Below are 20,677 nucleotides of genomic sequence, written 5' to 3'. Positions count from 1 at the left end.
GGGCCGATGACCGGGTCAGCGCCGGGCCGGCTCCGCTGCGGGGGCCTGCCGGGGGAGTGGAGGCACTCTCGGGCAGTGCGGTCGGAGACCGGAATTTTCCGTGGAAAATTCTCCCAGCACGAGAGCACGCCGGGGAGAACCACCGGCGCCCCGCTCAGACACCCCGCTCACAGACGGCTGTCCTCCCTGGTCCAGGCGCCGACGCCGAGCCGTCCCGTGGTACCCAGGTCGATCTCCGGGACGACCATCACCGGGGCCGCGTCGGGGGTGGCTCGGACCCGCACGTACGGGGCGTTCACCGGGCTGCCCGCCTCCACGGTGTTGCGCCACACCAGCGTGGAACGGGCGCCCTCTCCGGGGCGCAGCACGATCTCCTGCGGCGGGTCGTCCGCGCCGGTGCCGCCGGCGATCCCGGCGCCGCCGGACAGGAAGCGGACCCCGTCGACCGGCCGGTGCCCCACGTCGAGCAGTTGCAGCTTCGGGTAGCCGTTGACGGACACCGCGGACGTCCCGCAGTTGCGCAGGTGCAGGCCGACCGCGCGCAGGCCCATCGCGGCGTCGCCGTCATCCGCGTACAGCCGCAGGCCCGAGGCCGGGCAGGGGCCGCCCGGCCGCGAGGCCTCGGCGCTGGGCACACTGCGGACCTGGACGATCTTCACCAGCGGTCCGGCGCCCGGCCGCGCCTGCCCGTGCCCGTCCAGCTCGATCCGACCCTTCGCGGTGGCCCCCGGAGCGAGCGAGGTGACGACCTGCGTCACGTTGTCCAGCGCACCCCCGGCCGCCGAGAGCCGGCTGAACACCGCTGTGACATCAGAGGCCTGGTCCTCCGGATTGGTGACCTCGTACTCGGCGCAGGCCGCACTGGCGGCCGTGATCCGCACCCCGCCCTGTGCGGGCCCGGGCGACGCCTGCGCATCGCGGGACGACGACGGCGACGGCGCCCCGCACGGCCCGGCACTGCCGGAGGCCGCCGGAATCCCCGTCGCCCCGTCCGCGCAGCCCACGAGCAGGGCCGCGCAGGCCGCGACCACCACAACCGCGGCAGCCGGCCGGCGGGCCGTCAGGTGATTCCCGGCGTTCTCGAACTGATGCATCAGCCGATGCGATCACGAACCACCCGGAACGACTATGAGCTGCGCCACTGCCCGCGCAACAGGACCGCAACGATCCGCCCGGCACCCGCCGAACCGAGCCCGGTCGGAGCTGCGGGCGCCCCTTCGCGCCGGCTGGCACCGTTGCCATCGGTGACCGGACCCCGCTGCCCGATGGTCCGAACCGGTCGCCTTCCGGCGCGGGGCGTGGTCTGCCGCGCGCGGTGGGGGATGTTCCGCGCCGGAGGCGACCAACAGAAAGGATTCTTCATGGTGGAGCACGTGTTCGCGCGCGTGGTACGGACGGTGACCGTCTCGGCCCTCGCCCTGGCGACGAGCGTCGGTGCGAGTGGTACGGCCGGCGCCGCCTCGCCGGAGGACCACCCCGTCGAGGTGAGCATCGGAGCCTCCGGTCTGCAAGCACCGGACACCGCGAAGGGCGGCCTGGTCAGTTTCCGGGTCAAGACGGACGACCCGAACGGCCGGCAGCTACAGCTGCTGCGTCCGCACGGGGGAGTGACCATCGACCAGGTCATCCGGGACCTCGCCGCCGCGGTCAGCCCGTCGCCGGCCACCGCGAGCGCCGGGATCCGGGCGGTGAACGGTGAGGCGGACCTGCTGGGCGGGGCGCTGGTCACCTCGCAGGTGCACGAGCAGTTCACCGAGGAGGTCAGCCCCGGGCCGGTCTACCTGCTGGACCTCACCGCGTTCCGGGCGGACCCGGCCCACCCGGTCTCCAGGCTGCTGAACCTGGTCGGTACGAACGGTCAGAACGACAACCAGGTCCGCTTCGACGACGGCATCGTGATCGAGAAGGACACGGCCGAGGGCCCGCGTTTCCAGACCGAGGACGTCGACCACGCGCACCTGGCCTACCTGGTGCACGACGGGTCCGAGCAGATCCACGAGATGCAGCTGCGGCCGATCGGTGCGGACACCACCGACGAGCAGATCGGGGAGTACCTGAGGGACGTCGCGCTGGGCGGCCTGCCGGCCCGGTCCCCGTTCACCGGGCCGGCCACCGGCCTCGGCGCCATGTCCGGCGACCGCACCGCCTCCGTGCAGGCCCACGGCCTGCAGCCCGGACGGTACGTCCTGCTCTGCATGATTCCCGACGAGCGGACGGGCGTCCCGAACGCCGGCCTGGGCATGCGCAAGATCGTCACCCTGAAGTGACCGGCCGGGCCCTGGCACGCCGGCGGCAGCGGGCTGCCAGGGCCGACCGCCCCGGTCGGCGCATCTTCGCGATGGCGGGCCGGGTCAGGCGCCGAGCACGTCGTCGGCGCTGCGGGGTTCCGTGCGCGGCTGCTGGTTGAGCTTGTGGCGCGCGATGGAGGACCGCCGGTAGACCTCCTTGCGGGCCCGCATGATGTTGCCCAGGGGCGCGTGCTCGGCGGTGACCCGCCAGGGCGTGAAGGACAGCGAGTCCATCCTCTCCAGGTTCCCGGGGCCGGAGATGTCCTGCTGCGGCAGCCGCAGCTTGGCCACGGTGACGGACGGCGAGAGCTGCTCGGGCCACTCCACGGTGGTGTCCTCCACCGGCATGCGCTCCAGGTCGGTGCAGAGCTGGACCTGGATGTCGAAGGCGTAGGGCCGCTCCTGGAGCTCGGCTTGCAGGGCCGGCCGGAAGACCTCCGCCCCCGAGGCCGGGTCGATGGTGCGCCGGACCACCGCCGCGGCGAAGGCCGGGTCGGGGGTGATGCGCACCTTGGCGATGTAGTCCCCGTGCCGGACCGCGCCCATCGTCCAGTAGCTGGACAGCAGCAGGTTCGCCGGAGGCGTCTTCGACAGGCGGAGGAAGGCCAGGAACTCGTCCCAGGCCCAGTCGTCCTGGTCCAGCGTTCCTTTTCCGGTCACGAACTCGGTGAAGAACCGATGTGCGCCGGGTCGGCCCTGGGAGAAGTACGCCGGCGCGTTCAGGAACAGTTCCTGGATGAACAGGTAGTGCTCGACCGTGTTGCAGAAGAAGACCGGCCCGTTGATGTTGGCGTAGTCGAACGTGCCCGTGTCCGGTTCGTCCTCCAGCAGGGTCGGGCCGGGGATGTCGAACATCTTCAGCGCCAGTCCGGTGGCGGCGCCCAGACGCGCGTCGGCTCCGGCGTGGGGCGAGCCGTTGGAGAAGCGGATCAGCGCGTCGTGGGTTCCCGCAGTCGCGTAGATTCCCTGGGCGTACTCGGGGGGCAGCCCGTCCAGGATCTCCACTTCCCCTCGGACCAGCCCGTAGCCCTTGGCGTGGGCGTCGCGCAGGGCCCGTCCGGTGCCACCGGCCTTGACCGACTCGGCGATGTAGCTCTCGGTCTTCTCGATCACGGTCTGCACGTCGCGGTCGAAGTGGGGGTCGTCGTCTTCGACGTCGGGCGTGTAGCGGACGAACTGTGCTGTCATGACTCCGACCTCTCCTCGGAGAGTGCGACCGGACCTCAGGGGGTGGGAATCGCCCTCAGCCCTCCAGCTCGGCGAGCCAGCGCAGGGCGCGCAGACCCGGCAGGAAGCAGTACTCGCCGCCGCGGGTGACCACGAAGCTGGGCAGGTTCCTCAGACGACGCCGGACCGGCTTCTCGGGGATGGTGACGCTGCCGGTTCCGCCGTGATGCCCGGCCACCGGGTCCTTCTCGCCGGGGTAGCCGATGAAGTTGCCGTCGTTGACCCACTCGGCCTTGATGAACTCGAACTGCCGTTCCAGATGGGCCCCCATGAACACTCCGACCAGGCCGCGGTCGGCGCCGTCGTCCTCCAGCACGCCCTCGGGCAGCGGCGGGCCGTAGGTCGTGCCGCGCCGGATGAGCCGGTGCATCCGCGCGTCGCCGATGATGGTGGAATCACGGGGGTTGGTGCGCCGGATGTGCGCACCGGCCGGGCACCGGAAGCCGCGGTCGTCGTTCTCCCGGTACAGGAAGTCGTTGACGCGGCGCGGATCGGCCGCCAGCTCCGGATCATCGTGCTCCGGCGCCAGCGTCAGCGGCGCCCCGCTCGGCCAGCGCCCGACCATCTTCGCCGCCAGCAGTGCCTCCTCCTCGGCGCTGGAGCTGTTCGCGCGCAGGTACCGGCGCCAGGCCGCCACGTTGGTGTGGATCTTGCGCACGGCCACGTAGGTCCCGTTGCGTCCCAGGACGTCGGGGCTCGGCATGGGCGGCAGGCTGCCGGTTTCGTCGGCGTAGCCGAGGATGAACTCGCCGGCCTTGATGGGAACTTCCTGCGGGTTGGAGCCGGGCAGCCCGACGCCCTCGATGTTCGGATGGCTGATGCCGTCACGGAAGCCGAAGGTGGTACGCCCGGTCGGGAGCTGGTGGACCTCCTGCTGCCAGATCACCTGGACACCGGGTGTGTCCTCGTAGGCGACACGGGCCCGCGCCAGCTCCCTCTCCAGCTGCGCCGCGTCGGAGGAGAGGGCGCTCAACGCGATGTGGACCTCACCGGTTCCGAACGGTGCCTCCCAGTGGGCCGGTGCACTCTCGCCCGCGTCGCCGATCAGCCCGGCCCGAGCGGCCATGCCCTCGCGGAACGCCCGCGGAAAGCTGTCCAGCGACTCCCGGGGCACCCCCAGGGCCCTCAGCCCCTGGTAGGTGAACGCCACGGTCACCCAGGCATCCCGGCTCGGGTCCACGCTGGGCAGACCGCCCGAGGTCAACGGGAGCAGCCGGCGCAGCAGGGCGCGCCCGACGTGGCGGTCATCCACGCGCAGGAAGACGAACCTTCCCTCGTAGGGCACGGGCCGTGGACGCAGGGCCCCGCTCTGGACGTCGTCGATCTCGACGCGCACGCCCGCCGCGCTGCTGCCGTCCGCTGTGTTCATGGTCGCTTGTGCCTCTCCATACCTGTCTCCACACCTGTCTCTGCATCTGTCTCTGCCTGGACAGCCCGGCAACGGCCGACTCGCACCGGCCGAGTTGGTCCACCGATGGTGGGTGGGCTCCGACCGTCGGCCGTGCCCGGGTTCTATGCCGAGGCTTCCTCCAGCAGCTTCCGGAACGCCGGCGTGGCCACCAACTCCGCGTTGGCCGGGTTGTCCAGCGCCGCCCGGAACTGGGGGGTGTCCAGCACCTCCTGGAACGCGTCGTCCACGCGGTGGTCCTTGTAGATCTGCTGAACGGTGAGGTCGGGATAGGCGCTGACGAAGACCCCCGCGGGCTCCTGGTGGGCGACGAACCAGTCCTTCGCCCCCGGATCGGTGACGCCGGGGAACCCTTCGCTGTGCGAGAAGATCCTGTCGAAGCGGGACCCGACCACCGTCTGGGCGAAGTCGTCGATGTAGGTGTCCCAGGAGCCGTCGAAAACGCTGGCGAACATGAACCGGGTGTCGTTGTCGAAGATCACGTGCCGTGCGTCGTGCAAGGTGCCGATCTGGCGCACTGCCGCATGGACCTTCTCGTCGTCCGCCGAGTCGGCGAGCGTGGCCAGGTCCTCACGCAGCGCATCCGCGTGGCCCGGCTTGATCCTGGTGAAGACGGTGAACTCGCTGCAGACCCCATCCGACCTGCCCGGGCGTTCGGGGTGAGCCGATGGCGTTGCGCCTGTCGTCGCGGTCATCATGACGTCCTCCTGCCATGGTCGGTGCGAGGGTCGCCAACCGCCCGAACATGAGGCGCCATCGCCCTCACCTCTTCATCCTGACCCGAGCGCGACGGGGGCACCACCGGGCAACGAGCAGGCCGAGGCCCTCAGAGCTCCGAGAAGCTCACGAGGACAGCTTCGTCAGAGCGCAGGATCATGGAACATGGGCCTGCCGGGTTCGTCGTCACGCGCTCTGACTCCCGTCTGGAGGCAATCATGGGCAAAGTTCTCGGTGACGTCCTGGGTCTCGCAGCCGGCGTCGCGATCAGCCCACTGCCGATCATCGCCATCATCCTCATCCTCGCCACGCCTCGGGGACGCCTCAACGGAGTCCTCTTCGCCGTCGGCTGGATCCTGGGGCTCTCGGCGCTGGGCGCGGTGATGCTGGCGGTCGCTTCCCCCGCAGGCGCCTCTGCCCACGATCACCCGGCCACCTGGGTGGGAGTCCTCAAGCTCGTTCTGGGCCTGCTCCTCGTCCTCTTCGGCGCCCGGCAGTGGCACCGGCGCCCGAAGGATCCGTCGCAGGCCCAGCTGCCGAAGTGGATGAGCGCGATCGACCGCCTCACGCCGGTCAAGGTCCTCGCACTCGGACTGGCCCTGTCCGCGCTCAACGCCAAGAACGCCCCGCTGACCATCGCCGCGGGCGCCGCGATCGGCTCGGCCGGACTGCCGGTAGGGCAGCAGATCGCCTCACTGGCGGTCTTCGTCGTGATCGCCACCCTCGGCCTGTTGGCCCCCCTGGGAGTCTTCGTGCTCGGGGGAGAGCGAGCCCAGACCACGCTCGGTAACTGGAAGGACTGGGCAGCCCAGCACAACGTCGCCGTGATGGCGGTCCTGTTCTTCGTCCTCGGATTGAAACTGTTCGGAGACGGGATCTCCGTCCTCACCTCCTGACAGGCCGCTCCGTGAATCCCTTTCCTGGCGCGGAAGTCCGTGACCATGGAGGCGTCAGGTCGCGCCGATCGACAGGGCGCGGCACTGCCTAGTTTTCGCGCCGGGTCTCACGCCGGGTCTCGCGCTGGAGGTCGGCCACGTGGTGGAGGGCGGTCTTGAAGGCGGCGTACTCCCGCGCGCCCAGCGCCTTCGCGTGGCGCTCCTCGATCGAGCGCATGATGGCGGCGGCCGCCTCCATCTGGAGCAGGCCGCGTTCGGTGGGGTGGATCAGTTTGGCGCGGCGGTCCGCGGGGTCGGGTCTGCGTTCGACGTAACCCAGGCGTTCGAGGTCGTCGACGAGGGTCCCGATGACCTGCTTGTGCTGTCCGGAGGCGCGGGCGAGTTCGCTGGCGCGGATGCCGTCGGTACGCAGGTAGGCGAGCACGGCGCCGGCGCGGGGCTGGATGTCGTCGAAGCCCTGCTCGGCGAGCACGGTGAACAGCTCGCGCTGGACGGAGAAGAGCACCCGGGCGGCGAGCACGCCGAGGTCCGGTTCCGCCGCCTGGTGTCCGCTCAACGCGTCTCCCGCTTCCGCCGTCTCTGGGCCCGCCCCGCGCTCCGCCCTGTGACCAGCAACTTTAGTCGCCCGCCCGGTGGGCTCGGGCGACACCCCAGGCGTTTCGGCGCCCCGCCCTGACCAGTGCTTGCGCCCCGGGGGACAGGGGTATAGCGTCAAAGTAGTCACTAATCTTGACTATCAATATCGGTGACTACTAGTGGCCAATGGAGCCGTGGCTCAACCCGAAGGAGCGCACGATGAGCGAGCACAGCAAGTTCCTGGAGCCGGTCACCCGGGAGAACGCCGCCGTGGTCCTGGTCGACCACCAGGTGGGCCTGCTGTCCGGCGTCCGGGACATCCCGCTCGGCGAGCTGAAGCACAACGTGGTCGCGCTGGCGCGCGCGGCGACCGTGCTCGGCATCCCGCTGGTCGTCACCACCACCGCGGCCGACAGCATGTGGGGGCCGACCGCCCCGGAACTGGTCCAGGGCCTGCCGGCCGGACAGCGGATCATCGACCGCAGCACGGTCAACGCCTGGCACGACGGCCGGGTCCGCGAGGCCATCGAGGCCACCGGGCGGCAGAAACTGATCTTCGCCGGAGTGTCCCTGGAGGTGTGCGCGGCGCTGCCCGCGATCGCCGCGACGGCCGCCGGGCACCACGCGTACGTCGCCGTGGACGCCTCCGGCACCTTCAGCCAGGCCAAGCGCGAGGCGGGACTGCTGCGCATGCAGCAGGCGGGCGTCACCGTCTCCGACTACGCCACCCTCATGGTCGAGGCCCTGGCCGACAACGCCGCCCCCGAGGCCGGCGACCTCTACGCCGCCCTCGACATGCCCTTCGCCGTCCTGGTCGGCCAGATCTCGGCGGCCGCCCGCCCCGCGTAACGGCCGGCGTACTCAGCTGATCCGGCCGTCACCGACCCACCCCACGGGGGGATGCGCCTCGCCCGTCGCCCGTCGCCTGTCAGTGCCAGCTGGCATGCTGCCGGACGGAAGAGGACGGCAACGGGTGGCAAGAGCTGTGTGCGATGGGTTTTGAGGGCGGGGTCTGGCGTCTGGTGCGCCGGGAAGAGCCGGTGGGCGAGATCGTGGTCGAGGAGACGGACTTCCCATGGCTCCACGGGCGCTTCGTGCCGGGAACGGCGTTCCCCGCCGTCCAGCCGCTCTTCGCCCGTTCGCTCGCGCTGTCCGAGGCGGAGGACTGGGAGGCCTTCGACGACGCGTACGACGAGATCGCGAGCACCGTGTCGATGCTCTCGCCCTCGGGCCCGGTCGCCGAGTTCCTGCTGCACATCCAGGACGACAGGGCTTGGTTCCGGTGGAGTGACGAGCCGTTCGAGGACGCGGACGGGCCGGGCGGAGGGGAGGCGGGCAGTGCCGGACCGTCCGCCGCCTGACCGAAGTTCTCGCACGCGAGCCGCTGGGCCGGAGCATCGGCTTCGGTGAGCGTCTCGCCGAGGCGCTCCACCGCCTGGACCAGGAGCAGTTCGGAACGCTGCCGATCACCGGGGCGGTGTTGCCCGACGGCTCGCCGTTCCCTCAGTCGAGCGACCACTTCCTGTACGCGCAAGCTGCGGCCGTGGCTGCGGGCCGCGACGTGTACGAGAGCGTGTTCCACGATCCCGAACGGTTCGCTCCGTTCACCGCGCGACAGTGCGAACCGCTGCTCTACGTGCACGAGGAGGCGTTCGAGCTTGTGACCGGGACGGAGTGGGACCGCCTCACCCGCTACGACTACGAGTCCTGCTCGAACGCGGACGGCTGGCCCGAGCTCCGCCGCTGAGCACCAACCGTCGCAGAGCACCGTTCACCGCAGAGCCGGTCTCCGGTCGCGGGCCGGTCCGCGTGGCGGCCGCACAGTGCTCAGCGGGATCGAGGAGCGGGCCCGGGCCCCGCTCGGCGGGCGAGCGGGGCCCGGTCCCCTGGCGGCCGCCGGTCCGGCAGGCAGGCAGGCAGACAGACAGGCAGACAGCTCAGGCTTCGATGTTCTCCAGGTCCGCGAGCAGGCCCGGGTGCGTCGGCTCCCAGCGGAGGGCGGTGCGGGTGTGAGCGCTGGAGGCAGGCTGGTCGGCCGCGAAGATCGGGCCGAGGGGACCGAAGCTCTCCTGCGGCACCGGCTCGACGGGAAGGTCGAGCCGCCGTCCGATGACCGCGGCGATGTCGCGTACCGCGTCGCCTTCGTCGGCGACGGCGTGCCACGCGCTTCCGGCCGGGGCCTTCTCCAGGGCGAGCCGGAACAGGACGGCGGCGTCGAGCGCGTGGACGGCGGGCCAGCGCTGCGCGCCGTCTCCGGGGTAGCCGGCGACGCCGGTGCCGCGGGCGATGTCGGTGAGCAGCCCGGCGAACCCGCCCTGGCCCCGGTTGTGGACCGTGCGCGGCAGTCGTACCGCCGAACTGCGTACGCCTCGTGAGGCGAGTGCGAGTGTGCGGTTCACCGACAGGCTGCGTCCGCTGACAGGTCCGTCCAGCGGCAGCGGGTCTTCCTCGGTCGAGGCGCGTCCCACCACGAGGGGCGTGCCGGACGCGGTGACGAGCGGCCTGTTCGTGCCGACGAGGGTGTCGCCGAGGGCCGCGAGTGCGGCGCTCTCCTCGGCGATCCCTCGCGCGAGTGCGTCGGGCGAGCTGAAGTCGTTGCTGAAGGCGAGGTGGATGACGCCGTCCGCCTGTTCCGCGCCGGTCCGCAGCACGTCGAGGTCGGCGAGCCCGCCACGGAGCACGTCGGCGCCGGCGGCTTTCGCGGTGGCCGCGGAGGCGTCGGATCGGGCGAGGGCGGTGACCAGGTGGCCTGCGGTGAGCAGTTCGGCGACGACGGCGGAGCCGATCAGGCCTGTGCCGCCGGTGATGAAGACGCGCATGGTGAGCTCCGAGGAGTGATGCGACTGTTGTCCCATCACTGTACGACGCGATGCGACACTTGTCCCGTCATCTAGACTGGCACTATGCCGCGATGGAAACCCGATGCCCGACAACGCCTGGTCGTGGCTGCGCTCGGCCTGTTCGCCGAGCAGGGCTACGACGAAACGACCGTCGCTCAGATCACCGAGCGGGCAGGGCTCACGCGGAGCACCTTCTTCCGCCACTTCACCGACAAGCGCGAGATCCTCACCATGGGACAGACGGCGCTCAGCCGCCTGCTGGCCGAGGGCATCGACGGCGCCCCTGCGGACGCGACGCCGATGACGGCCGTCGCGGCCGGACTCGAACGCGCATCGGGCGAGATGACGTCGTTCAACCGCGAGCTCAGCCCGCTGCTGCACGCGGCGATCGAGGCGAACGCGGAGTTGCAGGCGCGCAACGTGCTGAAGTGCATCGGCATGGCCACGGCGATGGTCGACGCGCTGAAGCGACGGAACGTCGCGGAACCCACGGCGCAGGTGGCCGCCGAACTCGGCGTCCTCGCGTTCAGGCTCGGCTACGCCCGGTGGGCCGACCCCAGCCGCGACGAGGACCCCGGCGAGCTGGCGCCTCACACGCGAGCCGCGTTCGACCAACTCCGCGCGGCAGCCGCTGAGCTCCGCTGAGCTCCGCATCAGCCGCCACGAGGAGTCCTGCCGCCGGTTGCCGCCGCGTAGAGTGGACACAGAGAGTGCTGGATCACGGCTTCCCTTTTCGGAGGGTCATCGGTGAGACGCACGGATGCCTCCGGTGAGGCGGTGCCGGTCCGGCCGTTCCTGGACTTGGTCGACGGCGGCGCGAGTTGCGCCCGGCCGATCTGATCTGCGCGTCGGCGCCTCGTCTCGGGAGAGGCGATCCTGCTCGCGGCGGTTGCGGCGCGCGGGAGGAGACCTTCGCCATGAAACTGACCGCCGAGCGGCTGCGGACCTCCGTCCGCAGTGCCGCTCCGACCTCCACGCATCCGCCGCCGGTGTCCGCCGCCGACGTCGGCCTGCTGGTACTCCGGCTCGCCGGCCTGCTGCTGGCCGGCCACGGTGCCCAGAAACTCTTCGGACTGTTCGGCGGCGCCGGCCTGAGCGCGACCGGCAAGGGCTTCGAGGCCCTGGGCTACCGGCCCGGTGTGCTCTTCGCCGCGCTGGGCGGCGCCTCGGAGCTGGGTGGCGGCCTGGGCCTCGCCCTCGGGCTGTTCACCCCGCTGGCCGCCGCCGCCGTGATCGGGGTGATGATCAACGCGATGTCCGTCAGCTCGGGCGGCGGCCTGTGGGCCGACAAGGGCGGCATGGAGTACCCGCTGTGCCTGGCGCTGATCGCGATCGCGGTCTCCGCCATCGGACCCGGACGCCTGGCGCTGGACCGTTCGTTCCGGTGGGGCCAGGGCGGGTGGTGGAGTGCGGCCGTCGCCCTGGGGATGGGCGGCATCGGCGCGGCCATCGTGCTGTCCCTGCAAGGGGTGACCCTCTAGCGCCACCAGCAACCAGGCGCACCCCTCACCCAGGACGTGCTCGGCATCGACCTGGACGGCGACCTGGTCGGCACCGTCGAAGCAGGGTGTGGCCGCCGGGCGGCAGAACCGCGTCCAACTCGCTGAGCCCGGCACGCGGGCGCGCTCATCCGGCGTGGTCGTAGTCCGGCAGGATCACGCCGTTGTGGGCGGCGCGTCCCTCGGCGCCCGCCGGGTTGGTGGGGTTGCGCAGGGTCGCGTTGCGGGTGTCGAGCAGGTCCTGGGTGCCGGGGACGAGGGTGGTGCCGCCGGAGGCGGCCAGCGCCTGGTTCCGCTCCACGAAGGGGCGTGCCTTGCGCTCGTAGGCCGCGAAGGCGGCCGCGTGGTCGGTGTGGCCGGCCAGTTCTCCGGCCAGGAGGTAGGCGCCGACGAGCGAGACGCTGGAGCCCTGGCCGGACAGGAACGAGGTCGCGTGGGCCGCGTCACCGGCGAGGGCGACGCGGCCGCGGGACCAGGTGGGCATGTGGATCTGGCTGACGACGTCGAAGAACAGGTCGTCGGCCTCGCGCATCGCGTTCACCAGGCGCGGGATGTGCCAGCCGCGCTCGGGGAAGGCGGCGGCGACGAGTTCGCGCTGCGCCTGCGGGTCCCGGAAGGCGTCGACGGGGGCGTCCTCCCGCTTGAGGACGAGGAACCCGTGTACGCGGTCGGCGGGTTCGTGGGCGTAGAGGACGGCCGCCCGGCCTGGCGTGTTCCAGACGATCCCTTCGTGGGCGAGGCCCAGGTCGTTCGCGAGGGTGAAACCGGCGAAGACGTGGCCGAGGTAGTGGTGGAACGCGTCCTCGGGGCCGAAGACCAGCCCGCGGGTGTTGGAGTGCAGCCCGTCCGTACCGATCACCAGGTCGAAGGTGCGGTGGGCGCCGCTGTCGAAGGTGACGTCGACGCGGTCCGCCCGGTCGTCCAGGGTGGCGATGGAGTCGCCGAAGAGGAATTCGACCCGGTGGCGGAGCGGAGCGTAGAGGGCGCTCGCCAGGTCGCCACGCCGTACTTCCAGGTCCAGGCCTGCGGCGCCTCCGTTGACGGTTTCGGGGGCGACGGAGCCGATGGGCGCCCCGTCGGCGTCCACGAACGAGAGCTTGCGCGTGTCCACGTGGGCCTCGCGCAGTTGCGGGAGCAGCCCCATGCGGTCGACGACCTCGCGGGCGGCGCCGCGGATGTCGATGGCGTACCCGCCGCCCCGGACGGCTGACGCCCGCTCGACGACGGTGACGTCGAAGCCGTAGCGGTCGAGCCAGTAGGCGAGGGCCGGGCCGGCGATGCTCGCGCCCGAGATGAGGACCTTGCGGTTCGCGGAGTGGTTGTTCACGGTGTGCTCTCCTCCTGGCGGTCGCATCCTGGCGGCCACGCCGAAGATGCGTACCTTAGGTATCTTTGTGGACGGCACAGCGCACCCGCGAGAGCGGGCGCAGCCCCAGGATATAGATACCTAAGTTAGGTATTCAAGTGGAGGTGGTGGTCCGATGACCGCGGACTCGCCGGACAACCCCGGCGCGGACGAGCAGGCGGCAGCCGTCTGGGCGGCCCTGCCCCGGCTGGCCCAGCTGAGCAACGCCATGACCCGCGGCCGCCTGGCCGAACGGGCGGCCGAGGCGGCGGGACTCGCCCTGGACCGCCCCGCACTGAGCGCGCTCATGACCCTGCACATGGCGGACCGGCCGCTGCGCATCGGGGAGATCGCCGAACGGATGCAGGTGGTCGGCCCGCACGTCACGCGACAGGTCCAGGCGCTGGAGCGGCGCGGCCTCGTCCATCGCGTCGGCGACCCGCACGACCGGCGTGCCAGCCTCATCGAGGCGACCGCTGAAGGGACGAGGGCCGCGAACGCCTACGCGACGTCCATGATCGGCTGGTTCACGGACGCGACGGCGCACTGGTCGGACCAGGACCGCGGGGACCTGGGCCGATTGCTCGCGAGGCTGGCCGACGACGTCATCGCCCGCTTGGCCCTCCTCGACGACGACAGGCCATCGCCCGCCACCTGACCGCACACGGCCGCAGCCGCGCCGTTGACCGTCGATCACCACCCGTCCGGTCCGCGGCGGCGCGCCCCGCCGTTGCGCCCCGCCGTTGCGCCCCGCCGTTGCGTCGCCTCCTATCGGGCGGCGGCCTCGTGGTGAATCATGGAGGCGGCCGAACGGAGCGAGGGCCTCGGGCGGACGGCACCAGGTCGGCCGTCGGGGGTCCTCATCGAGTGGGATGGGAACAGCATGCCTCTTAGCGGCGAATACCAGCCGAGCCCGGAGAAGTGGGTCAGCGACCAGGTCGCGTTGTACGAGGGCTCCGGGGGCACCGAGGGCACGACGCTCCGGGGCGTGCCGGTGGTCGTCCTCACCAGCCTGGGGGCCAAGAGCGGGAAGATCCGCAAGAACCCGCTGATGCGGGTGGAACACGAGGGGACGTACGCCCTGGTGGCCTCGCAGGGCGGCGCGCCCAAGAATCCGACCTGGTACCACAACCTGGTCGCGCATCCGCGGGTCGAGCTCCAGGACGGCGGCGTGCGCCAGGACATGACGGCCCGCGAGGTCGAGGGCGCGGAGCGGGAGCTGTGGTGGTCCCGCGCGGTCGAGGTCTGGCCGGACTACGCCGAATACCAGACGAAGACGGACCGGGTGATCCCTGTCTTCGTGTTGGAGCCGGAGACCGCCGGCCGTTGACCCCGAACGGCTCGGGCGGGGCCCGGACGGTCAGAAACCGCCCACCCGCCCGAGCCCTTCGGCCGGGACGGCAGCTCCAGTGCGCGACATGACACGACGCGACATGGCACGAACGGAGAACCCGGCCGAAGCGGGCGAACCACTCGGACGAGGTCCTGCCGCCGCTCAAGCGTGCCGTCGGTGGGGTGGCGGCCGTCGACGTCAGCGGGGCCGTCGGGGCCTGGAGCCCCTCGTACCTCAGGAAGGCCGTCGAGCGGTACACCGACGGGTCGGCCCCCGAGCCGACGGGTGACGCGAAGGGGATCGGTGACGTCGTGGCCGAGCTCCCGGGCGACCGCCACGGGCCGGCCCGGCCCGGATCCGACCCCGTAGGCGGTGCGTTCGGCGTCCACGGGTCAGTCCGCCGACGCCCGACAGCCGCAGGGCCGTTGTCGCCCCCGGCACCACACCATCCTCACCGTCAGATGGCGGTCGGCCGCGGCCCTGGAGATCACGACCCCGGCCTCGGTCGCGAGATCGATGCCGAACTCGACCTCCACCTCGGCCGGCTCCGCCTCGCGCAACCGGGCCAGCACGGTGCTCGCCGTCGCGGTGACCGGGCCCAGCACCGTGGACAGCCCCACCGGTAGATCGCGGCACCGGCCCGGCCCGCCTTCACCGGGTCGGCCGCTCCGTCCACGGCCTCGACGAGGATGGATCCACCGCCGTCGAGCGGGACCCGGACAAGCTGCTGACCCATGTCTGCACGTCCCAGCCTTCGCCGCGCAGCGCGGGTGTCAACGCCTTGGCCGCGAGCACCCGCGCATGGAGCTGATGAACAGTCAGATAGCTTGCCGAGCCTGACGATCGAACGTTCAAGGCCACATTCCGAACCGTCACCGGCCGCATTCCGGAACGTCGATCGCCCTGCCGTCGTATGCGCCGGCCCGAGGCACTGGGCGTCCGCATCCGACCACGGTGGACGGCTTGGGCCAATGCCGGTTCAGGCCAGCGCGGACCCCTAGTTGGGCCACTGGCCAGAGGGCAGGATCGTACCCAACGGCAGCGACAAGCAGCCGAAAGGAACCGGGGCAGCGTCACCGCGGGACGCACCGGATCCGGACCACCTCCTGTTGCGCGTGTGTTCCGAAGGAGCCCTGCCATGATCCGCACCCGCATCGCGAAGGCCGCCGCGGTCGCCGCCCTCGTCACCCCGCTCGTCACCGCCACCCCGCTTCCGACGCCGCCCCTTGTGAGCATCGACACCATGGGCCGGCAGTAGCAGCCCACTTCGGGCCCACCCGCACGTCACCGGCCCGGGCGCCGCGTCCGTCGCCGTGACGGCGCCGCGCGGCCGGGGCGGTCGCCGGACCGGGGCGTTCTCACTCTGCTCTCACGTGTTGCACACCGGGCTCGTCCATGCCCTGTCCGGCGCACGGTCGAGGCGAATTCCCTCAGTGCCCTCGAGACCTGTCGTGGCCCGGATCTCTGGCGACGACACATCCGACCCGCGAACGAAGGAAACATTTCACGATGAAGAAGGCTGTGCGCAATGCCCTGCAACTCCTCGTGGTGAGTGCGGTGCTGGCCGGCGGGGCGATGGCCGCGACGAGCCCCGCGCACGCGACCCTGCCCGATGTGTCCTGCGGCACGATCACCTCCGCCGACACCACCGCCGCCGCCCAACTGAACCAACAGCTCACCGGCAGCCTGCGGAACGCGATGAACGCGTACCGGATGTCCTGCGCCCGGGCCATCGTCAACACCGTGCGGGCCAACGGACTACCGCAGCAGGCCGAGGTCATCGCGATCACCACGGCGATCGTGGAATCCACCCTGCGGAACAACCCGAACATGGAGGACCACGACAGTGTCGGCCTGTTCCAGCAGCGGGCCTCGTGGGGCACCACCGCGCAGCGGCTCGATCCGGCGACGACGACCCGCAAGTTCATCAGCGCGATGCTCTCGACGTATCCGAACAACACTTGGCAGAGCAAGCCGATCGGCGAGGTCTGCCAAGGCGTCCAGCAGTCGGCCTATCCCGACCTCTACCAGGTTCAGGCGGCCGACGCGCAGAAGATCGTCAACGCCATCGGCCAGAGCCCCGCAACTCCGGTGGGGATGACGGGTTTTGCGTCGGCTGACTTCAATGGTGACGGGAAGACCGACCTGGCGGCGGTGGACGCGGCGACGGGGAAGATGTATCTGTACCCGGGCACCGGTGTCGGTACGTTCGGTGAGCGGAGTCTGATCGGTACCGGTTGGGACACGGTCAGCAACGTGACACCGGGTGACTTCAACGGTGACGGGAAGATCGACCTCGCCGCGGTGAACACCGCCAACGGGAATCTGTACGTCTATCCGGGCAATGGCGCCGGCGCGTTCGGCGCGCCGTGGTCGGCAGGTACCGGCTGGAACAACCTGGACCACCTCATCGGAGGTGACTTCAATGGTGACGGTAAGTCGGATATCGCCGCGGTCGGCACTGGCGACGGGAATCTGTACGTCTATCCGGGCAACGGCGCCGGTTCCTTCGCGGCGCCGATCAACGCCGGTACCGGCTGGAACACCCTGGGCAAGTTCGCCGGCGGTGACTTCAATGGTGACGGTAAGTCGGACATCGCCGCGGTCGGCACTGCTGACGGGAATCTGTACGTCTATCCGGGCAACGGCGCCGGTTCCTTCGCGGCGCCGATCAACGCCGGTACCGGCTGGAACATCATGCGCGACCTCATCGGCGGTGACTTCAACGCCGATGGCAGGACCGACCTCGCCGCCGTCCAGGCCCCCCAGGGATCGACGGGTGACATGTACTTCTACCCCGGCACCGGCCAGAGCACCTTCGGCAACCGCACCAACATCGGCACCGGCTGGTAGCCGCCCCCCAACCCAGTCGCCTGCACACACCATTCACCAGATCGAGGTAGACAGCCATGCCCAAGAACAGCCGCTTCCGCCGCGTGTCCGTTCTCGTTCCGTTAATCGCCGCCGTGGCCGCCGCGGGCCTGACCGCGCCGCCCGCCCAGGCCGGCTCCTCCCTCGGAGGCCCCGTCAACCGATCCGAGATCTTGCAGCGCGCCCAGTACTGGGACGCCCAGAACGTCCAGTACAACCAGGGCGCGACGTACGGGGACGGCGACGGCCATACCTACCGCACCGACTGTTCAGGATTCATCTCGATGGCTTGGCACCTGTCGGCCACCGGGCTCGGTTCGCCGACCACCAATACCCTCGACAGCCGATCGCTGAGCACGCGCATCAACAAGAGTGAACTCCGCCCCGGCGACGCGCTGGACAACATCAGCGACCACGTCGTGCTCTTCGTGAGGTGGAACAACCAGGCGACCGGGGACTTCACCTACATCCACCAGTCGAACCCGAGGACCGACGTGACCTATGGGAACGGGAACGTCTACAGCGGAAACATCTCAAGCTACCCGGCAAGCAGCTACGTGGCCCTCCGTCTCAACAAGGTCGTTGAAGACAACACCACGCCTCCGCCGGCTACTCCGGTGGGGATGACGGGTTTTGCGTCGGCTGACTTCAATGGTGACGGGAAGACCGATCTGGCGGCGGTGGACGCGGCGACGGGGAAGATGTATCTGTACCCGGGGACCGGTGTCGGTACGTTCGGTGAGCGGAGTCTGATCGGTACCGGTTGGGACACGGTCAGCAATGTGACACCGGGTGACTTCAACGGTGACGGGAAGATCGACCTCGCCGCGGTGAACACCGCCAACGGGAATCTGTACGTCTATCCGGGCAATGGCGCCGGCGCGTTCGGCGCGCCGTGGTCGGCAGGTACCGGCTGGAACAACCTGGACCACCTCATCGGAGGTGACTTCAATGGTGACGGTAAGTCGGATATCGCCGCGGTCGGCACTGGCGACGGGAATCTGTACGTCTATCCGGGCAACGGCGCCGGTTCCTTCGCGGCGCCGATCAACGCCGGTACCGGCTGGAACACCCTGGGCAAGTTCGCCGGCGGTGACTTCAATGGTGACGGTAAGTCGGACATCGCGGCGGTCGGTACTGGCGACGGGAATCTGTACGTCTATCCGGGCAACGGCGCCGGTTCCTTCGCGGCGCCGATCAACGCCGGTACCGGCTGGAACATCATGCGCGACCTCATCGGCGGTGACTTCAACGCCGACGGCAGGACCGACCTCGCCGCCGTCCAGGCCCCCCAGGGATCGACGGGTGACATGTACTTCTACCCCGGCACCGGCCAGAGCACCTTCGGCAACCGCACCAACATCGGCACCGACTGGTAGACCCTGAGTTCCGCTCCCGCTCTGAGCTTGGCGTTTATCGTCGCAGGTCACTCGACCTGCGACGACGAACGCCAAGCTCAGAGCTCGGGGAGCGGGCAGCCCCGGCCGCTGCCGATCAGCTTGTTGACGATGCTCAGCGCGTCCTCGTGGCGGAACAGCACGGCGTACGGCAGTGCCGCCGCCGAGTGCCGTCGGACCAGTGTGGTCTGGTCCTCGGGAAGTTCCGGGTCCGCGACCAGCTCTGCCTGTGCGAGCAGTTCGGGTTGGTCGGTGCGGACCAGCTCCGCAGCGCAGAACCGTTCGAGTTGGTCCGGCCACGCCACGGCGACGCTCGGGCGCGGCCCGGGGGCAGCCGCCGGGGTCGCCAGCCAGGCCCGCACCGGGTCGTCGGAGGGGACGCGGCCGGGTTCGAAGAACGACCAGAACGTTCCCGGCCACATGGCGGAGGCGCGGTAGGCGGTGATCGACACATGGCTGCCCGTGGTCAGGTCGACTGCCAGGTGCACCGGTACGCCTTCCTCGTACCAGTGCGCTCCGTACTCACAGACGGCGAAGCGACGTCCGTCGTGGTCGAGGAGTACGAACGAGGTGTTACGGTGGCGCTCGGTGGCCAGGTCATGCCGTGTCACCAGGACGTCCAGCAACTCCTGGTGCCGTTCCGGTAGTTCCTCGCGGGAGAGGTCGAGCACGGGAGCCTCCAGGTCGACTGTTCGGTAGATCGGGTTCCCACTCTGCCCGTCCGGGGGCGATGAGGTGTGCGAATTCGATGTTTCCGGGACGTCCCGTCTCGGCTGGTCCGGTCCGAGCACCCGGCGGTGGCCAGGTGGCGAACCGGCCGGTGGGGCGGCAGCTGTTCGGGCGGTGTCGGCGCCCGAAGCCGTGGGTTGTCCTGAGGTCCCCGGTGACCGGCGCGACGACTGACGGCGGGTCATCGCAACTCCCGGGCAGCGAGGCGGAGTTCCTCTGCTGCCGGTCTGCCGAGGCCCTGACCCGCCGTCGAGGGATCACCGCTGGCGGAGGCCGGCCTGATGGTCGATCCACGGGCCGATCGAGGCGGCACCGTCCGTCAGGACGCCGAGGTGGTTGTCATGTGCCACGGTCTGGAAGGTGTCGTCGGCCGGGCGGCCGGCTTGTGCCGCGTAGGCGATCACCCGGGCCGGGTTGAACACCTCGTCCTGGGCGCCGATCCACACGCCGAGCGGCTTGGTCAGGCCGCGCAGCACGGCGGCGCTGTCGTCGGCGTTCTGCGCCAGTGCCATGTTCACCGTGTAGCGCGGGACCAGCTTCGCTGACTGGACCTCCCGGGACGTGTACGCGAACCCGAGCGCCGGGGTGTGTCCGTCGAGCACGTGGTTGCTGACCGCGTTGACCACGAAGGCGCGCTGGCAGACGGTGGCGAAGTTCGAGCCGCCGCTCACCTGTTCGGTGTCGGAGTGCAGGCCGAAGTCCGGGGCGAGGAGGACGTAGCCGGCTACCTGGTCGTCGATCCGGTCGAGGCTGTTGAGTACCAGGCCGGCGCCGGCCGAGTGGCCGCCGACGAAGAGCGGCAGTTTCGGCTGCTGCCGGTGCACGAAGTCGACCATGGTCCGGGTGTCCTGCCAGACCTGTTCCGGCGTCGGCGCGTCACCGCGCGGGCCGCCGGAGGCGCCGTGGCCCCGAATGTCCACCAGGTACGTCGCGATGTGGTGGTCGTCGGCGAGTTCGCGGCCGAGCGGGAGGTACCCGGCCGCGCTGTTGGCGCCCGAGCCGTGGTAGAACACCAGGCTCGCGACCGGGTCGGCGGGGAGGTACGCGTGGTACGCGAGCGGCACCCCGTCGGTCGCGGCGACCCGCCCGGTCGGGTCGGCGTTCGTGGCTGCGGTGGTCTGGTCCTGCTGCAATCCGCCCACCGCGGGCGTGGGGAAGGCGCAGGGCATCAGCGCGGCGGCGGCGCCCGCACCGGTCAGCACGCCCAGCGCGGCGACGGTGACACCCAGCACGCCCAGCGCCCCCACCCATCGGCGCAGCAGCGGCGCCCGACCGGCTGCTGTGCGCTGTGTCGCGGGCCCGTCCGCGGCGCCCTGCTCCAGCCAGCGGCGGACCGCAGGTTTGCGCAGCCGCCCGTAGGCCAGCAGCGGCAGGACGAGTCCGGCCGCCGGCAGCGCGCTGCCGAACCGGAGGGCCTGGTAGACCCGGATCGCCGCGAGCAGCCCGAGCAGCACCAGTACTGACATTGGCGCTTCAGGGTGATGGCGGCGGGAGGTCGAGGGAGAGGCCGGTCCCGGCGAGGAATCCGTCGAGGATGTCGGGGCGGTACTG

At 70.7% G+C, this 20,677-nt stretch carries 21 protein-coding genes; 11 read left to right on the top strand and 10 right to left on the bottom strand.

From position 1 onward, the window contains the following. Positions 1-167 precede the first annotated feature (167 nt). Entirely contained in the window at positions 168-1,094 is a 927-nt protein-coding gene (locus AC07AL_RS33610) for a DUF4232 domain-containing protein (protein ID WP_478319247.1), read from the bottom strand. 267 nt (positions 1,095-1,361) lie between these two features. On the opposite strand from AC07AL_RS33610, the gene AC07AL_RS33605 reads away from it, so the two are divergent. After that, positions 1,362-2,267, top strand: coding sequence for a hypothetical protein (locus AC07AL_RS33605; RefSeq protein ID WP_478319246.1), 906 nt, complete (start codon positions 1,362-1,364; stop codon positions 2,265-2,267). A gap of 84 nt (positions 2,268-2,351) precedes the next feature. On the opposite strand, the gene AC07AL_RS33600 is transcribed toward AC07AL_RS33605, so the two are convergent. The 3 genes from AC07AL_RS33600 to AC07AL_RS33590 all read right to left on the bottom strand — a co-directional run bounded on the left by AC07AL_RS33600 (position 2,352) and on the right by AC07AL_RS33590 (position 5,618). Next, on the bottom strand, positions 2,352-3,476 hold the full coding sequence (locus AC07AL_RS33600; RefSeq protein ID WP_400810679.1) for a catalase family protein: 1,125 nt from the start codon (positions 3,474-3,476) through the stop codon (positions 2,352-2,354). 55 nt (positions 3,477-3,531) lie between these two features. After that, positions 3,532-4,884: a Dyp-type peroxidase gene (locus tag AC07AL_RS33595; RefSeq protein ID WP_400987607.1), complete on the bottom strand. Its 1,353-nt coding sequence runs from the start codon at positions 4,882-4,884 to the stop codon at positions 3,532-3,534. 143 nt (positions 4,885-5,027) lie between these two features. Beyond that, the gene (locus AC07AL_RS33590) at positions 5,028-5,618 is read right to left on the bottom strand and encodes a hypothetical protein (protein WP_400987609.1); all 591 of its coding nucleotides are present in this window, start codon (positions 5,616-5,618) and stop codon (positions 5,028-5,030) included. Positions 5,619-5,858: 240 nt separating this feature from the next. Between AC07AL_RS33590 and AC07AL_RS33585 the strand changes: the two genes are divergently transcribed. Beyond that, entirely contained in the window at positions 5,859-6,536 is a 678-nt protein-coding gene (locus tag AC07AL_RS33585) for a GAP family protein (protein ID WP_363620737.1), read from the top strand. Positions 6,537-6,624: 88 nt separating this feature from the next. Here the strand turns inward: AC07AL_RS33585 and AC07AL_RS33580 are convergent, their stop codons facing one another. Next, positions 6,625-7,092: a MarR family winged helix-turn-helix transcriptional regulator gene (locus tag AC07AL_RS33580; RefSeq protein WP_363586641.1), complete on the bottom strand. Its 468-nt coding sequence runs from the start codon at positions 7,090-7,092 to the stop codon at positions 6,625-6,627. A 239-nt stretch (positions 7,093-7,331) separates the two neighbouring features. On the opposite strand from AC07AL_RS33580, the gene AC07AL_RS33575 reads away from it, so the two are divergent. The 3 genes from AC07AL_RS33575 (at position 7,332) to AC07AL_RS33565 (ending at position 8,859) form a co-directional block, all read left to right on the top strand. Further along, positions 7,332-7,961 (top strand): isochorismatase family protein, encoded by a 630-nt coding sequence (locus tag AC07AL_RS33575; protein WP_478319245.1) that lies wholly within the window; start codon positions 7,332-7,334, stop codon positions 7,959-7,961. 191 nt (positions 7,962-8,152) lie between these two features. Next, positions 8,153-8,473, top strand: a complete 321-nt coding sequence (locus tag AC07AL_RS33570) for a hypothetical protein (RefSeq protein ID WP_400810691.1) — start codon at positions 8,153-8,155, stop codon at positions 8,471-8,473. Then, entirely contained in the window at positions 8,470-8,859 is a 390-nt protein-coding gene (locus AC07AL_RS33565; protein ID WP_478319256.1) for a DUF4240 domain-containing protein, read from the top strand. The genes AC07AL_RS33570 and AC07AL_RS33565 overlap by 4 nt, the downstream gene beginning before the upstream one ends. Positions 8,860-9,049: 190 nt before the next feature. Here the strand turns inward: AC07AL_RS33565 and AC07AL_RS33560 are convergent, their stop codons facing one another. Beyond that, complete coding sequence (locus AC07AL_RS33560; RefSeq protein ID WP_363586638.1) at positions 9,050-9,931, bottom strand: SDR family oxidoreductase; 882 nt, start codon at positions 9,929-9,931, stop codon at positions 9,050-9,052. Between the two features lie 84 nt (positions 9,932-10,015). On the opposite strand from AC07AL_RS33560, the gene AC07AL_RS33555 reads away from it, so the two are divergent. Both AC07AL_RS33555 and AC07AL_RS33550 read left to right on the top strand, forming a co-directional pair. After that, complete coding sequence (locus AC07AL_RS33555; RefSeq protein ID WP_363586637.1) at positions 10,016-10,597, top strand: TetR/AcrR family transcriptional regulator; 582 nt, start codon at positions 10,016-10,018, stop codon at positions 10,595-10,597. 272 nt (positions 10,598-10,869) lie between these two features. Beyond that, positions 10,870-11,433 (top strand): DoxX family protein, encoded by a 564-nt coding sequence (locus AC07AL_RS33550; protein WP_363632200.1) that lies wholly within the window; start codon positions 10,870-10,872, stop codon positions 11,431-11,433. A 145-nt stretch (positions 11,434-11,578) separates the two neighbouring features. Here AC07AL_RS33550 and AC07AL_RS33545 read toward each other — a convergent pair whose 3' ends face one another. Continuing rightward, the gene (locus tag AC07AL_RS33545; RefSeq protein ID WP_478319255.1) at positions 11,579-12,805 is read right to left on the bottom strand and encodes an FAD-dependent monooxygenase; all 1,227 of its coding nucleotides are present in this window, start codon (positions 12,803-12,805) and stop codon (positions 11,579-11,581) included. A gap of 127 nt (positions 12,806-12,932) precedes the next feature. Here AC07AL_RS33545 and AC07AL_RS33540 point away from each other — a divergent pair, with 127 nt between their 5' ends. Continuing rightward, on the top strand, positions 12,933-13,454 hold the full coding sequence (locus AC07AL_RS33540; RefSeq protein ID WP_400810694.1) for a MarR family winged helix-turn-helix transcriptional regulator: 522 nt from the start codon (positions 12,933-12,935) through the stop codon (positions 13,452-13,454). Positions 13,455-13,679: 225 nt separating this feature from the next. Then, a complete protein-coding gene (locus tag AC07AL_RS33535) occupies positions 13,680-14,126 on the top strand; it encodes a nitroreductase family deazaflavin-dependent oxidoreductase (RefSeq protein WP_400810696.1) in 447 nt (148 codons plus the stop codon). A gap of 395 nt (positions 14,127-14,521) precedes the next feature. On the opposite strand, the gene AC07AL_RS33530 is transcribed toward AC07AL_RS33535, so the two are convergent. Continuing rightward, entirely contained in the window at positions 14,522-14,749 is a 228-nt protein-coding gene (locus AC07AL_RS33530; RefSeq protein ID WP_478319244.1) for a CU044_2847 family protein, read from the bottom strand. Between the two features lie 889 nt (positions 14,750-15,638). Between AC07AL_RS33530 and AC07AL_RS33525 the strand changes: the two genes are divergently transcribed. Beyond that, positions 15,639-16,982, top strand: a complete 1,344-nt coding sequence (locus AC07AL_RS33525; protein WP_400810700.1) for an FG-GAP repeat domain-containing protein — start codon at positions 15,639-15,641, stop codon at positions 16,980-16,982. Between the two features lie 56 nt (positions 16,983-17,038). Continuing rightward, on the top strand, positions 17,039-18,379 hold the full coding sequence (locus AC07AL_RS33520) for a C40 family peptidase (RefSeq protein WP_400810701.1): 1,341 nt from the start codon (positions 17,039-17,041) through the stop codon (positions 18,377-18,379). A 77-nt stretch (positions 18,380-18,456) separates the two neighbouring features. On the opposite strand, the gene AC07AL_RS33515 is transcribed toward AC07AL_RS33520, so the two are convergent. Together AC07AL_RS33515 and AC07AL_RS33510 are read right to left on the bottom strand one after the other, a co-directional pair. After that, complete coding sequence (locus AC07AL_RS33515; RefSeq protein ID WP_478319243.1) at positions 18,457-19,068, bottom strand: hypothetical protein; 612 nt, start codon at positions 19,066-19,068, stop codon at positions 18,457-18,459. A 315-nt stretch (positions 19,069-19,383) separates the two neighbouring features. Further along, positions 19,384-20,592 (bottom strand): alpha/beta hydrolase, encoded by a 1,209-nt coding sequence (locus AC07AL_RS33510; protein WP_478319242.1) that lies wholly within the window; start codon positions 20,590-20,592, stop codon positions 19,384-19,386. Positions 20,593-20,677: the final 85 nt, after the last annotated feature.

It is taken from the genome of Kitasatospora sp. NPDC043949 (assembly GCF_056435365.1).
The sequence above is the reverse complement of the archived record's forward strand: the minus strand, read 5'-3'. Positions and strand labels throughout refer to the sequence as shown.